This window comes from Streptomyces viridosporus (assembly GCF_002078235.1).
GTDB lineage: Bacteria > Actinomycetota > Actinomycetes > Streptomycetales > Streptomycetaceae > Streptomyces > Streptomyces viridosporus.
Map to the genome: position 1 here is coordinate 1 of NZ_MSGP01000125.1, position 13,280 is coordinate 13,280.

At 67.2% G+C, this 13,280-nt stretch carries 13 protein-coding genes and 3 pseudogenes; 10 read left to right on the forward strand and 6 right to left on the reverse strand.

Going from position 1 to position 13,280, the window contains the following annotated elements:
* A pseudogene (locus B7L92_RS42150) lies at nucleotides 1-194 on the reverse strand (B12-binding domain-containing radical SAM protein); the annotation flags it as partial.
* Between the two features lie 224 nt (nucleotides 195-418).
* Here B7L92_RS42150 and B7L92_RS09450 point away from each other — a divergent pair.
* The 3 genes and pseudogenes from B7L92_RS09450 to B7L92_RS43850 all read left to right on the forward strand — a co-directional run.
* Nucleotides 419-895, forward strand: coding sequence for a DUF4265 domain-containing protein (locus B7L92_RS09450; protein ID WP_255310839.1), 477 nt, complete (start codon nucleotides 419-421; stop codon nucleotides 893-895).
* Nucleotides 896-1,102: 207 nt separating this feature from the next.
* Nucleotides 1,103-2,341, forward strand: coding sequence for an IS701 family transposase (locus B7L92_RS09455; protein WP_081236983.1), 1,239 nt, complete (start codon nucleotides 1,103-1,105; stop codon nucleotides 2,339-2,341).
* A gap of 110 nt (nucleotides 2,342-2,451) precedes the next feature.
* A pseudogene (locus B7L92_RS43850) lies at nucleotides 2,452-2,658 on the forward strand (transposase); the annotation flags it as partial.
* A gap of 244 nt (nucleotides 2,659-2,902) precedes the next feature.
* On the opposite strand, the pseudogene B7L92_RS09465 reads toward B7L92_RS43850, so the two are convergent.
* Nucleotides 2,903-3,384 (reverse strand): annotated as a pseudogene (locus tag B7L92_RS09465) (transposase); the annotation flags it as partial.
* Nucleotides 3,385-3,468: 84 nt separating this feature from the next.
* Here B7L92_RS09465 and B7L92_RS42160 point away from each other — a divergent pair.
* From B7L92_RS42160 to B7L92_RS09495, 6 genes are all read left to right on the forward strand, one after another.
* The gene (locus tag B7L92_RS42160; RefSeq protein WP_255310840.1) at nucleotides 3,469-4,020 is read left to right on the forward strand and encodes a hypothetical protein; all 552 of its coding nucleotides are present in this window, start codon (nucleotides 3,469-3,471) and stop codon (nucleotides 4,018-4,020) included.
* Nucleotides 4,017-5,033: a phosphotransferase family protein gene (locus B7L92_RS09475; RefSeq protein WP_004993503.1), complete on the forward strand. Its 1,017-nt coding sequence runs from the start codon at nucleotides 4,017-4,019 to the stop codon at nucleotides 5,031-5,033. Before B7L92_RS42160 ends, B7L92_RS09475 begins: the two co-directional genes overlap by 4 nt.
* Before the next feature lie 92 nt (nucleotides 5,034-5,125).
* Nucleotides 5,126-6,127 carry a glycosyltransferase family protein gene (locus B7L92_RS09480; protein WP_255310841.1) on the forward strand — a complete coding sequence of 334 codons (1,002 nt, stop codon included), beginning with the start codon at nucleotides 5,126-5,128 and terminating at the stop codon, nucleotides 6,125-6,127.
* A complete protein-coding gene (locus B7L92_RS09485) occupies nucleotides 6,124-6,681 on the forward strand; it encodes a condensation domain-containing protein (RefSeq protein ID WP_255310842.1) in 558 nt (185 codons plus the stop codon). The genes B7L92_RS09480 and B7L92_RS09485 overlap by 4 nt, the downstream gene beginning before the upstream one ends.
* A gap of 207 nt (nucleotides 6,682-6,888) precedes the next feature.
* The gene (locus B7L92_RS09490; protein ID WP_081236988.1) at nucleotides 6,889-7,728 is read left to right on the forward strand and encodes an IS5 family transposase; all 840 of its coding nucleotides are present in this window, start codon (nucleotides 6,889-6,891) and stop codon (nucleotides 7,726-7,728) included.
* A 58-nt stretch (nucleotides 7,729-7,786) separates the two neighbouring features.
* Complete coding sequence (locus B7L92_RS09495) at nucleotides 7,787-7,996, forward strand: hypothetical protein (RefSeq protein ID WP_081236989.1); 210 nt, start codon at nucleotides 7,787-7,789, stop codon at nucleotides 7,994-7,996.
* Between the two features lie 328 nt (nucleotides 7,997-8,324).
* On the opposite strand, the gene B7L92_RS09500 is transcribed toward B7L92_RS09495, so the two are convergent.
* Both B7L92_RS09500 and kilB read right to left on the reverse strand, forming a co-directional pair.
* Nucleotides 8,325-9,389: an IS110 family RNA-guided transposase gene (locus tag B7L92_RS09500; RefSeq protein WP_081236990.1), complete on the reverse strand. Its 1,065-nt coding sequence runs from the start codon at nucleotides 9,387-9,389 to the stop codon at nucleotides 8,325-8,327.
* 401 nt (nucleotides 9,390-9,790) lie between these two features.
* Nucleotides 9,791-10,249, reverse strand: a complete 459-nt coding sequence (gene kilB / locus B7L92_RS40225) for a plasmid transfer protein KilB (RefSeq protein ID WP_143626275.1) — start codon at nucleotides 10,247-10,249, stop codon at nucleotides 9,791-9,793.
* 306 nt (nucleotides 10,250-10,555) lie between these two features.
* Here kilB and B7L92_RS43640 point away from each other — a divergent pair, with 306 nt between their 5' ends.
* Nucleotides 10,556-11,263, forward strand: a complete 708-nt coding sequence (locus tag B7L92_RS43640) for an HNH endonuclease (RefSeq protein WP_368656236.1) — start codon at nucleotides 10,556-10,558, stop codon at nucleotides 11,261-11,263.
* Between the two features lie 216 nt (nucleotides 11,264-11,479).
* Here B7L92_RS43640 and moeZ read toward each other — a convergent pair whose 3' ends face one another.
* Both moeZ and B7L92_RS09515 read right to left on the reverse strand, forming a co-directional pair.
* Entirely contained in the window at nucleotides 11,480-12,658 is a 1,179-nt protein-coding gene (gene moeZ / locus B7L92_RS09510) for an adenylyltransferase/sulfurtransferase MoeZ (RefSeq protein WP_004983689.1), read from the reverse strand.
* Between the two features lie 63 nt (nucleotides 12,659-12,721).
* On the reverse strand, nucleotides 12,722-13,280 hold a 559-nt coding region (locus B7L92_RS09515; protein ID WP_081236993.1), incomplete at its 5' end, for a spherulation-specific family 4 protein.

Here is a 13,280-nt window from a genome sequence, read left to right on the forward strand (position 1 = left end):
GTGGGGCCCGGGCGGTCCAGCCGGTTCTTGTCCGTAATCACGACGTCATTGACATCCTCCCCTCTCTTCAGGGAGGGGAGGATGCGGTCCGGCATGGCCTTGGCGTGGTGCCCGCCCACCATCAGAGCGATGGACGGGTCGAGCAGGTCGGCGATCTGGGCGGACATCTCGTAGGTGGGCGCGAGGAGGCCCATGGCGGCCCAGCGGGGCCCGGTCTCGTTGACGATCCGCGCGGTCTCTTCGATGCCTAGTACTCCAGCTGTAGATCGTGATCTTACTGATGGGCGTCCGGTGGCAGCGAACCTTGAGCACGTGCCAGCGAAACCTGGTCTACTGGCTCTCTCGTGCCAGCGAAGATTGATCGCCCAGCTCAGGCCCGATGCGACGTGCCTTTGGCGGGTAACGCATGATGCCTGGCATGGAGAGCACGGTCGAGAAGATCAAGGTCTGGTTCCGGCTTGTTCCTCGCGAGGGGTGGTTCCCGCAGGACACCGAGGGTCTATGGGCTACGAGGCTCAGCGCTGACACGGCTCGTGTACAGAACGTCCCCTTTCTTCAGGATGGGGTGGCTGAGGGTGACGTTGTGCGGTTCCAGACCGACTCGGAAGGGCTCCACTGGGCCGTGGAGCGGGTCAGCGCCTCCGGCAACTGCACGATTCGCGTGGTGCCTGTTCCTTCCGGCCCGCTGGGGGGCAGCCCTCAGGCAGTTCATCAGCATCTTTCGAGGTTCGGGCTCGGTGGCGAGGTCTTCAGTGAAGACTTCCCGATGGTGGCCTTCAACGCACCGGCCGGTGGCGATTTCCACGGGACCAAGGCGCTCCTGACCCAAGGACAAGAGGATGGGTGGTGGCACTACGAGGTCGGCTGTGCCACCGATGAGTGGTGGAACGCCTGAGCTTCGCGCGCTCCGAGAAGGCCATTCTTCGAGGCAGCCAACCTTCGATGGGCGCTGCTGAGGCTGGCTGACGCAGGACAGTGGGGCCGGTGCGGAGACGGGTGCGGCCACTGTTGATCATCGCAAGTTGTGTGGACTAACGATGAGACGGTGGTCGCAGGTCACAGCATAGATCCCGCCCGCTGGCGGGAGGCTTTCGAAGGAGCAATGGGCCGGATCGCGGGCCGGTTCGTCCGGGTTGAACCCCGCCTACGAGCCGGGCGGTTGGTACTGGGTCTGCTGTCGGACCTGCCGCGTAAGAACTGCTGGACGATCGCGGAGTGGGCCGGGGAGGCCGGCCCGCACGGCATGCAGCACCTGCTCTGCCAGGCCGTCTGGGATGCCGATGCCGTCCGCGACGACGCGCGCGAATACGTCGTCGAGCACCTCCACGACAAGGTAGCGGTGCTGGTCGTCGACGAGACCGGCGACCTGAAGAAAGGCGCCCACACAGTCGGGGTCCAACGCCAGTACACCGGCACGGCCGGACGGATCGAGAACTCCCAGGTCGCGGTCTACCTCGTCTACGCCGGCGAGCGGGGACACGCGGCGGTGGACCGGGAGCTGTACCTCCCGCGCTCCTGGACGTGCGACCCGGACCGCTGCCGGGCCGCGGGACTCGGCGAGGAGACCGTCTTCGCGACCAAGCCGGACCTGGCCCGCACGATGATCGAACGGTTCCTGGACGCCGGACACCAGGTGGGCTGGGTCACCGGGGATGAGGTCTACGGCGGCAACCCGACACTACGGCTGGCGCTGGAGGAACGCGGCATCGGCTATGTCCTCGCGGTGGCCTGCTCGACCGAAGTCCCTGCCCAAGCAGGAAAGTTCCGGACAGACCGCCTGGTCAAGCGGGTGCCGAAGCGGGCCTGGCAGAAGCTGTCGGCCGGTCGCGGCGCGAAGGGGCACCGCTTCTACGACTGGGCGGTCATCGACCTGGCCGACCCCCGCCCGGGCCACCACCAGCTGCTCATCCGCCGCAACCGCGCCACCAGCGAACTCGCCTACTACCGCTGCTTCTTGCCCCAACCGGTGCCGCTGACCGAGCTGGTGCGGGTCGCCGGATCCAGGTGGCGGGTGGAAGAGACCTCCCAGACCGAAAAGGGGCTGGCCGGGCTCGACGAGCACCAGGTCCGCCGCTACCCCTCCTGGGCCCGCTGGGTCACCCTCGCCATGCTCGCCCACGCCTTCCTCGCCGTCGTCTGCGCCGACGAACACGCCCGCAACCCTGCCCCGGACGGGCTGGTCCCGCTGTCCTGCAACGAGATCCAGCGCCTGTTCGTCACGCTCGTCATCCGGCCGGTCCACGACGCAGCCCACCGGCTCGGCTGGTCCGACTGGCGACGCCGCCATCAAGCCCGGTCCCGCATCAGCCATTACCGGCGACAAGCCGCATCCCAGGCATGAAGATCACGATCTACAGCTGGAGTACTAGGGCGCGTATCGAGTCGTGATCAAGTTGCGGTATTCGCTCTCGCGGCGGGGCCTGGTCCGGTAGATCTTCTTGTGTGACGCGAGTGCAACTGACGGACGCAGAGTGGGAGTTCATCGTGCCGTACCTGCCGATCGGCGAGTACGGCCCGTACCCGGAGCGGCTGCGGCAGCAGTTCGAGGGTGTGATCTGGCGGTTCAGGACCGGCGGGCAGTGGCGGAAGATGCCGCAGGAGTTCGGTGCCTGGTCGACCGTCTCCAACCGCTTCCGGCAGTGGCGTGACGCCGGCGTCTTCGAGGCCCTGCTGGAGGGCCTGATCGCGAAAGCGGCGCAGCGGGGTGAGATCGATCTGTCCCTGGTCGGTGTCGACTCCACGACCGCGCGGGCACACCACGATGCCGCCGGGGTGCACCTGGGCGAAGACGTCCTCAGCGCACTGGAGAAGGCCGCGGCCGAGGCAGAGAAGACCAGGTCAAAGGGGGCAGCCTCGAAGAACAAAGCGGGCAGGACGTCACAGCAGATCCCGAGCAGGAGGAGCGACGCCGGATGCGTCGCCGTTCCTCTCGTGCCGGGTCGTCTCCGGCGTCCCGCCCGACTTGTTCCTCCGGCCCGCCCCCCTTTGCCGGGCCTTCTCCTCCTCGGCAGCGGCCTTCTCCAGGGCGGTGAGCGTGTCGGCACGGAGGTGTGTCCCGGCAGCATCATGGTGGGCCCTGGCGGTGGTGGAGTCCACGCTGACCAGGGACAAGTCCACCGCGCCCCGCTTCGCGGCTTCCGTGATCAGGCCCTCCAGCAGGGCCTCGAAGACGCCGGCGTCACGCCACTGCCGGAAGCGGTTGGAGACGGTCGACCAGGCACCGAACTCGGTCGGCATCTTCCGCCACTGCCCGCCGGTCCTGAACCGCCAGATCACGCCCTCGAACTGCTGCCGCAGCCGCTCCGGGTACGGGCCGTACTCGCCAATTGGCAGGTACGGCTCGATGAACTCCCACTCTGCGTCTGTCAGTTGCACTCGCTTCATGCAGAACGGCCTACCGGATCGGGCACCGTCACGAGAGCAAGTCCCGCAGTTTGATCACAACCCAATACGCGCCCTAATGCCCAGGTGGTGAACTGGACGCAGATGCACGACTGCTACGGGGATGTCGATCGCGTCCCCGCGCTTCTGGAACGGGTGGAGCTCGAGGACAACGCCGAAGCATGGGAGGAACTGGGTTACCGGCTGGTCCTCGAACACGACCTCGTCTTCCCCGCCGGCTTTGCCGCCCTGCCGCGCCTGGTGCGTCTCGCCGCGAGGAGCGCACGGGCGCGTGGACTGGCCGGAGCGGTCCTGCGACGCGCGGCAGGACACCACGGCTGCGACGATCTGCTGGCGGACTGCGCCGACACGATCGCGGAGTTCCGCAAGCTGTTGGACCGGCACTTGCAATCGCGGCCGGTCGACTACCTCGCGACCTTCCTCGATTCGCTCGCGGCCAAGGAGGAGTACCACTGGAGTGCCGTCCTGGGGGACTTCGCGGAGCTGTTGAGCGGCCGGGCCGGACACTGGGGCGCCGAGTCGGCGGCGACGCGCGACCGGATCCGCATCATGGAGCACATTCACCGTACGGCGCGGCGGGAGATCCGTGCCGCCGCTCTCGACAAGGAGCACACATGAGCCCTGAGGACTTCGACCCGGCGGTCACCGCCTTGCTCGCGGCGGTCCAGGTCACGCCGGCGGAGGTGGCGGCATGCGCGCCGATGACCGGCGGCACGTACAACTCCCTGCTGCGGCTTGTACTGCGGGACGGGCGGCGCTGGGTGGTTAAACGGCCACCGGCCGCAGGCAGCGGGTCGGCGCTGCGGTACGAGCACGATCTGCTGCGAGGCGAGGCGGAGTTCTTCCGGGCGGCGCGGAACGTATCGGGCGTACCGGTACCGCAGCTGGTGCACGTGGAGGCTGGTGGCAGCCCGCCCGTGGTGTCAGGCATCGTGATGACCGAATGCCCCGGCGTAGCCTGGAGCGAGGTCGACACCTCCCTCACGGCGGGAGAACGGACGACCCTGCGGCAGGAGCTGGGCCGCGTCGTCGCCCGGCTGCACTCCCTCACTGGTCCAGAGTACGGCTATCCCGCCCGGCCGTTCGGACCGCCCGCGGCCGACTGGCGGAGCGCCTTCACCGCCATGACCGGCGCCGTCCTGGACGACGCCGAGCACCACGGCGTCGAACTGCCCAGGCCCACGGCACGGGTACGGGAGCTGCTTGCGGAAGCCGGAGAGGTGCTGACCGACGTCACCCGGCCCGCCCTCGTCCACTTCGATCTCTGGCAGGGCAACCTGCTTCTGGACGGCGACCCGGGCGCCAGGACCCTCGCCGGAGTGATCGACGCGGAGCGGATGTTCTGGGGCGACCCGGTAGCCGAGTTCGTCTCCCTCGCGCTCTTCGACGACATCGAGCGCGACGACGCCTTCCTGACCGGCTACGCCGAGGCTGGCGGCGAGGTGGCTTTCACGGACGCCGTGCGCCTGCGGCTCGACCTGTACCGTTGCTATCTGTACCTCATCATGCTCGTCGAGGCGGTACCCCGCCGTTATTCTCCCGAGCAGCTCGCCTGGACCCGCCGAACTGTGGGGAAGCACCTGACGGCGAGCCTCGATGCGGTGGCCTCGGCCCTGGCCGGCCAGCCGTGATCGCCCTCCTCACTTCGGGTGTAGCGCTTGGCGTCCATGTGCCCGGCCTGCTGCTCGCCTCACGACTGCGTGAGCGCGGCGCAGAAGCCGCCGTGGAGGTGGTCGAGAGGCTGCTCCCCGCCGGCCGGCTGCGCAGCATCGAGGCCTCCCGGACCATGTTCCACCGGGACTTCCGCGCGGCCCGGGCGGGCCAGCAGCTCGCCGCCGACCCCTCCTCCGCAGTCGACGACGCCGCGCTGGAGGAGCTGCACCGGCGCTGGACGGCCCTCGGGGTCCAGCGTGTGGTGGTGTTCTCCGGCTTCTGGACGGGCCCGCTCGCACGGCTGTCCGGCATGGGCCTGCCGTTGCCGCGGGTGACCGTCTGCCATGTCGACTCCGTGGAGTCGCCGTCGTTCCGCCGCGCCGGTCCCGTGACCGCCGACGCGCAGGTGGTGAGGCTCGCCTCGTGGGCCACGGGCAATCTGCCCTGCACCATCCCGGTCACCCGCCGGGCGCCGGTGCCGTGGGCCGAACGCAGTGGGCGGCTCCTCGTCCACGGCGGAGGCTGGGGCATGGGCACCTACCGTGAACGCGCCGCCGACCTCGCCGCCGCCGGGCACACCCTCGACCTCGTCGTCCACGAGCCGGATGAGGCGGTGACCGCGCCGCAGGACACCCACGCGTACCTAATGGACCCGTCCTGGCATCCCTGGCACGACGACGGCTACCCGCCCCTCGGCCGCCTCCACCCGGGTGAAGATCCCGGCTCAGTGCGGTACCGGCGCGGCACCGCGCACCACGCCTCCTTCGACCTGGCCCGCCAGGCGGCGGCCATGGTCAGCAAACCGGGCGGCGGCACCCTCCTGGACTCCCTCTGGTCCGCCACGCCCCTCGTCCTGCTCGAACCCGCCGGCCGGCATGAGGAGCACAACGCCCGGCTGTGGTGCCGGCTCGGCTTCGGGGTCCGCTACGAGCAGTGGCAGGCGGCGGGCTTCGACCCCGAGTTTCTGCGGCCGTCCCACGAGGCCCTGCTCGCCGCTGGGCAAGGACGGACATGCCCACCCGACCTGGCCGACATGCTCGCCACGCAGGAAGGAATGTCGTGTACGCGATGAAGATGGTCGAGGCCGACCGGGACGCCGCCCTGCACGCCTCCTTCACCCAGGAAGAACGACTGGCCACCGGGCGGCACGTGCATCTCCAGAACAACGTGCTGACGTTCGGCTGCCTCGTGGAGGGCGCACTGGACCCGGGACGGCTGCGGCATGCCTTCCTAACCCTGCAGCAGCGGCACGAGAGCCTCCGCCTCGTCTTCCCGGAGCAACCCAATGGCACGGGCGGCACAGCGGAGTTGCGTCCGCCCCGGGACACCAGCTTCCACGTCGAGCAGGTTACGTCCGACGCTCCGGACGCAGGGCTGCGGCAGGCCCAAGTACTGGTTGCCGAGGCCGCCGCAGCGCCGTTCGACCTGGCGACCGGGCCGCTGGTGCGGCTGTCGTGCGTGCGGATCACCCCGGTGCTGCACCTCGTCGGATGCGTGGTCGACCACATCGTCGTCGACGGCGAGTCCTGCACCGTCATGGCCGCGGAACTGTTCAGGCTGTACTCGGCGGACGGCCCCGACGCCACAAACCTGCCCTCCGTCCGCACTCAGTGGGCGTTTACATAGGGCTCTTCCGGTATGCCCGCTTTACCCATGACCCACTTTGGGCCTCTTCGCCAACTAGAGGTGATCCGTTCCCTGCAGGGACGAGCACTCGGCTGTCCGCCTCATGTGGTTCTACGCTCGGAAACCCGTCTGATTTGAAAATGCCACGGAACCGCCCGATTTGCGGCGGAACTCACCCCTCCGCCACGGCCATGATCACGCTGTGCTGTGAGCGAGCGCAAGCCGTACCCCAGCGACCTGTCCGACGCCCGATGGGCTCTGATCGAGCCGACCCCGGCGGCCTGGCGAAACGCCCGCCTCGAACGTCGGCCAACAGGACAGCCAGCCAAAGTCGACTTGCGCGACGTGTTCGACGCACTTCTCTACCTGAACCGCACGGGAATCCCCTGGAAATACCTGCCGCACGACTTCCCGGGCCACGGCACCGTTTACTTCTACTACGCCGCCTGGCGGGACGAGGGAATCCTCGCCCGGCTCAATGACGACCTGACCGGCCTGGCCCGCGTAAAGGAAGGCCGCAAGCCCGAGCCGACCGCCTCCGTCATCGACACTCAGAGCGTCAAGACCTCCACCAACGTGCCCGTGACCAGCCAGGGAACGGACGCCGCGAAGAAGATCGTGGGCCGGAAGCGGGGCATCCTGACCGACACGATCGGCCTCCTCCTCGCCGTGACCGTCGCCGGCGCCGGCCTCTCCGAGAACGCCCTGGGAATGCGCCTCCTCGGCCAGGCGAAAGAGACCTACCCGACCATCGCGAAAAGCTGGGTCGACACCGGCTTCAAGAACGCCGTCGTCGAGCACGGGGCCCGCCTCGGAATCGACGTCGAAGTCGTCAACCGCAATCCAGGAAAGCGCGGCTTCCGCGTCGTGAAAAGGCGCTGGGTAGTGGAGCGGAGTATCGGTTGGCTCATGATGCACCGCCGCCTCGCCCGCGACTACGAGACGCTCACGGCCAGCTCCGAGGCGATGATCCATATCGCCTCGATCGACAACCTCGCCAAGCGCATTACGGACGAGAGCACACCAACCTGGCGAGGAACCCACTAGGGCATACAGGGCAATACGCCTAGATCAAATGCCCTCTAAAGCCCGACAGCCGAGCTGCATGAACCGTGAGGAAGCAATCCACCTTGCCCAGCGGATCATGGACGCCGACTACGCGGATGACGCGGAGTGCGATGCGATGATCGCCGCCCTGGAACGTGAGACCGCCTGCCCCCACGCCAGTGACTACATCTTCTGGGCACTCGAGCCTCCTCCGACTGCCGAAGAGGTCGCCGATCGAGCCATGGTATACAAGCCATTCGCCCTGTGATCAGAGCGCGGTAGAACTTTCCCTACTTCATCAAGCCCGCGCACGGCGCGGGCGCGCGCCGCCTTGTCGGCGGGGCCGCCGCCCTGTCTTCGCCAGCGGCGGCCCCGCCCGGCGGCGCGCTGCGTGCAAGCGGGCAAGGGCGGGACGTCATCCGCGGGCACAAAATGATGCCTCCGGCGGGGGATCGGCCGGCACCGGGATGGAGGGGGCGCCGTTCCCGGCTGCGGGCCCGTAGTGGCGTGCGTGGGGGCTCCCATCCCGTCCGCCGTCGACCCAGGCAGAGCCGAGCAGACGCGGCCCCTGGCGTCCAGGAAGCTCCTATAGATCGTCAAGCGGCTTGTAGGAGGTGTAGCTGTGGGATATTCATGCTGGTCAGGTACTTGTAGACCTCTCGTGCGATGAAGCGTTTGAGGCAGCGGAAGATGTCCTTCTTGGACATCCCTTCGGCAGTGCGTCGCGCGACGTAGAGCCGGGTGCGGGGGTCGTAGCGCATCCGCACGAGGGCGATCGTGTAGAGGGCGTGGTTAGCCTGGCGGTCGCCGCCGCGGTTGAGGCGGTGGCGGTTGGTCCGGCCGGAACTGGCGGAGACGGGGGCTGCTCCGCAGAGGTGGGCGAAGGAGGCTTCGGACTTCAGCCGGTCGGGATTGTCACCTGCGGTGATCAGGAGTTGGGCGGCCGTCTCGGTGCCCACACCGATCAGATCCACCAGCCCGGGAGCCGCTTGTGCGACCAAGGGGTCGAGTTCGGCGTCGGCCTCGGCTATCTCCTCGGTGAGGTGCTGGTAGCGGCGGGCCAGACGCCGCAGTGCGGTTCGCACTGCGCAGGTCGGGTCGGCGAGGTCCGCGCCGGGGCGAGAACGGGCAAGCTGCGCAATCAACTGGTAGGTGGGCAGGCCGCGCAGGCGTTCCCGGACCTCGGCGGGGGCGGAGACGATGAGCGTGCGGATCTGGTTGATCGTCTGGGTGCGGGACTTGATGGCCGAGCGGCGGACCACCCGCAGGGACCGGATGGCCTCCACGATGCCGTCGCGGGTCTTCGGCCGGCCGTGCGCGCGGCCGGACAGGACGGCGGTCGCGGCGGCGTAGGCATCGACGGGATCGGACTTTCCATTGACCCGCCGGGCCTTGCGGTCAGGGCGGTCGACGTCGACCACGGTCACCTCGTTCGCCCGAAGGAACCGGGCGAGTTCGGAACCGTAGGCGCCGGTCCCCTCAACCCCGACGGTGAGCACGTCACCGTGCAAGCGCATCCACTCCAGCAGGCGGCGGTAGCCGTCGGGGGTGGTGGGGAACGGAGCGGTAGCCAGGTGCCGGCCAACGGTGTCGATCACCGCCGCCTGGTGGAAGTCGGTATGGGTGTCCACGCCGCCGACTACCGCGATCTGATCTGCCATGCTGCGTACTGCTGTCCTTCCGTGCGATGCGCGAGGGATCGCACGGGCCGGTCGGGCGTCAGGACAAGACTGTGATGGGACCTGTGGCCGGGCTCCTATGAGGTCACAGGCGCTCGACCGGCCGCGTGCAGAGCGACACCGCCCAGCCGGCCGACGATTCCTGGAAAGGACAGCCCGAAGCGTCAATCGTTCGGTGGGTCAGGCCGCCGAGCGGTGCCAGATCATCCTCACAGTCGTTCGTACAGTGGCGCGCTCCACCTGGACGCCAGGAACCACGCCCGCTCCACGGTGTGTGGGTCGACGGCGGACGGGAGGGGAGCCAGGGTGAGTGGTGGGTAAAGATAGCGGGCAGGTGCAGCTTGAAGAGGCCACACCGTGGCGTGAACGGATGGCGAACTAGTTCAGGTACGAATGTATTCACCCGCCCCGAGCACGAAGTCGTTGAGTGCCTGCTTGGCCCGTTCAACGCCATCCTCCAGGCTTGGCCTGTCCGTCGCCTCTGCAATCAACCTGGTGGCTTCAAGCGCTCTTTCTGCGAGCTGAACAGGACCTGGATCCTCAGTAACAAGCTGAACCCGGAATAGAGCTTGCTGCGCGATCATGCGGCGGTGGTACGACTCCGTCTTTGCGTCGACAAACGCCGGACTGTCTCGATCTTCGATTCCTCGATGGAACGGGTCGTACTGCGCTCGACGGTAGGCGACGACAGCTTCGGCAAAGCTACTGTAGGCGGTCAGGCGTTCTTCTCGGGTCAGCCGTCTCCAGGTGAAGGCTTCGGCACGGTCCGCCGTCTTTCGCTGGAAAAGAAATGTAAGGAAAGATCCAAGTAAGGTCCCTGCAACCGCCACGAGGCTTGTCAAAGCGCCACTCATCCGACCAGTTCACCACAAGCGGGTTGCCGGAAACTAGCCCCTGGCTCGGTCGGCTCTGCCAGCCCGCAGCTCCGCCCGTACGAAAAAGTGATCACGGCGGCCGAGAAGCCCTTGTCCGTCTCCGGGCAGTGCAAGGTTGGCCAGCGATGACAGAGGCCACTGAGGTGACGGACCTCGCATCCCTGTGGTCTAGGGCGCGCCGAGCGATCTGGAAGAACCGCGTCTGCGCCCTAAGATCTCACTATGGCATCAGAGTTGACCCCTCAGCAGGTCCTTCGGGAGTGGCTTTTGACCATGCTGGGGGAGCTAGGTGGCAGCGTACCCACGGCCCGCGCGCTCAAGGCGATGGAGCAACACTACGGAGCGCTACTTTCTGAGGAGGATTGGACCCTCACGAAAAGAGGTGATGAGTCTAAATGGTGGAACAGGACTAGGTTCGAACGGAAAAACATGGAAAGAGCGAAGCTCCTAGTTCCAGCTAGCGTATCGCGAGGAATTTGGACGCTGACCGAAGCAGGATGGGAAGAGTATCGCAAAATTCAAAAAGTCGACCCCACTGTGGAGACAGTCGAAGAACCCAAAGACCCTTCACCGACTCAATCCCCTAGCGAGCCAGCCGGGCAAGAGTCTCCGTCGCGTGCCGAGGTAACCACGCAGCGCATAATTCGAAGCACTGTCGTGGCAGACTATGTCAAGCGGATTCATGATCACACTTGCCAAATATGCGGCATTCGACTCACCACCTCTAAAGGGGCCTACAGTGAAGCAGCCCACATTCGCCCCCTGGGGCACCCTCATTCCGGTCCTGATATTGCAGCCAACGTGCTTTGCCTGTGCCCCAATCATCACGTCCTTTTCGACTTCGGCATGCTGAGCGTTTCTGACGACTTGATCGTCACCGATCATTCTTCTGAGAGTTCCCCCGGGCATCTCAGGGAGGCGTCAGGTCATCTGATAGGACGTGACTACCTTGCGTACCACAGGAATCACCACAGTCGGTAAGAGGTCTCGTGCTGCTATTGAAGCTTGGCTCATCTGCTGGGTGCAGTGACCCTGGAGCCGTCGAGCAACCGGCGGGACTTCTCGTGGCTGACCTCCGGGCCATCTCCGGGCCGTCCAAAGTCAGCCAATGTCGACCAACAACGACAGAAGCCCACGGCATCTGAACTGGTCAGAGCCGTGGGCTTCGTCAGTCTGGCTGGTCAGCCGGGCCGGTGATCAGTAGACCGGCTTCTCCGGCTCGATCTGGTTGACCCAGCCGATCACGCCGCCGCCGACGTGGACGGCGTCGGAGAAGCCCGCGGACTTGAGGACCGCGAGGACTTCCGCACTGCGGACACCCGTCTTGCAGTTCAGGACGATCTTCTTGTCCTGCGGCAGGCTCTCCAGGGCGTTGCCCATGAGGAACTCGTTCTTGGGGATCAGGCGGGCGCCCGGGATGGACACGATCTCGAACTCGTTCGGCTCACGGACGTCGATGAGTTCGAGGTTCTCGCCCTCGTCGATCCACTCCTTGAGCTGCTTGGGCGTGATCGTGGAGTCGACGGCCGCCGCCTGGGCCTCCTCGGACACGACGCCGCAGAAGGCCTCGTAGTCGATGAGCTCGGTGACGGTCGGGTTCTCGCCGCAGATCGCGCAGTCGGGGTCCTTGCGGACCTTGACCTGGCGGTACTGCATCTCCAGGGCGTCGTAGATCATCAGGCGGCCGACGAGGGGCTCACCGATGCCCGCGAGGAGCTTGATGGCCTCGTTGGCCTGGATGGAGCCGATGGACGCGCACAGCACGCCCAGGACGCCGCCCTCGGCGCAGGACGGGACCATGCCGGGGGGCGGGGGCTCCGGGTACAGGCAGCGGTAGCAGGGGCCGTGCTCGGACCAGAAGACCGAGGCCTGGCCGTCGAAGCGGTAGATCGAGCCCCACACGTACGGCTTGTTCAGCAGCACGCAGGCGTCGTTGACCAGGTAGCGGGTCGCGAAGTTGTCCGTGCCGTCGACGATCAGGTCGTACTGGCTGAAGATGTCCTTCACGTTGTCGGCCTCGAGCCGCTCCTCGTGCAGGACCACGTTCACGTACGGGTTGATGCCCTTGATCGTGTCACGCGCGGACTCCGCCTTGGGGCGGCCGATGTCGGACTGGCTGTGGATGACCTGGCGCTGCAGGTTCGACTCGTCGACCTCGTCGAACTCCACGATGCCGAGGGTGCCCACGCCCGCGGCGGCCATGTACATCAGCCCCGGCGAACCCAGGCCACCGGCGCCCACAAAGAGCACCTTGGCGTTCTTCAGCCGCTTCTGCCCGTCCATCCCCACATCGGGGATGATCAGGTGGCGGGAGTACCTGCGGACCTCGTCTACGGTGAGCTCGGGGGCCGGCTCGACCAGGGGTGGCAACGACACGGGGACTCCGTTGGTCGGTCAATCACTACGGTTGTTCTCCGATCAACACTGCCACGGCCTTTTTCATTCCGAGACACCCGTCCCGATGCACGAGACGATGTCGTCCCAGTAGCCGGGCAGCGGTTCCCAGGGGTCGGTGCGGCCGCCGCGGCCCGTGTGGTCGGTGAAGTAGATCGTCGCGGCACCCTGCCAGCGGGCGATGCGCAGGGCCTCCTCCAGATGCGGTCCGGGCACTCCGTGCACGAAGTGGCAGAAGCGCTCGGGCGGGTGGTCGGCGGTCCACTCCGCCGCCTGCGACCAGCGGTAGTCGCTCCAGGCACCGGAGAAGGTGACCAGTTGGTCGGCGCTCTCGGCGTATCCGGGGTGCGGGTGGGTGCCGTGGCCGAGGACGATGTGGGCGTCGTCACGGATCACCCGGAGCGTGGTGACGGCGCGCCGGACGCCGGGAAGCCCGGCGCGGTCGGCGGGGCAGCGGTCCAGGAGGAAGCCGTCGACCTGGTACCAGTCAAGGAACCGGTGGGCGTCCGAGACCACCTCGCCGAAGCCGCGCCGACCGTACGCGGCGTCGATGTGGCCGAGGACGCGGACGCCGGCGTTGCGCAGGCGGCCGGCCGCCTCCAGG

Coding starts and splice junctions, on each gene's coding strand:
- B7L92_RS09495 (WP_081236989.1), top strand. CDS start 7,787: ATGAACCGTGAGGAAGCAATCCACCTTGCCCAGCGGATCATGGACGCC.
- B7L92_RS43640 (WP_368656236.1), top strand. CDS start 10,556: ATGCTGGGGGAGCTAGGTGGCAGCGTACCCACGGCCCGCGCGCTCAAG.
- B7L92_RS09485 (WP_255310842.1), top strand. CDS start 6,124: ATGAAGATGGTCGAGGCCGACCGGGACGCCGCCCTGCACGCCTCCTTC.
- B7L92_RS09455 (WP_081236983.1), top strand. CDS start 1,103: ATGGGCCGGATCGCGGGCCGGTTCGTCCGGGTTGAACCCCGCCTACGA.
- B7L92_RS09500 (WP_081236990.1), bottom strand. CDS start 9,389: ATGGCAGATCAGATCGCGGTAGTCGGCGGCGTGGACACCCATACCGAC.
- B7L92_RS09450 (WP_255310839.1), top strand. CDS start 419: ATGGAGAGCACGGTCGAGAAGATCAAGGTCTGGTTCCGGCTTGTTCCT.
- B7L92_RS09475 (WP_004993503.1), top strand. CDS start 4,017: ATGAGCCCTGAGGACTTCGACCCGGCGGTCACCGCCTTGCTCGCGGCG.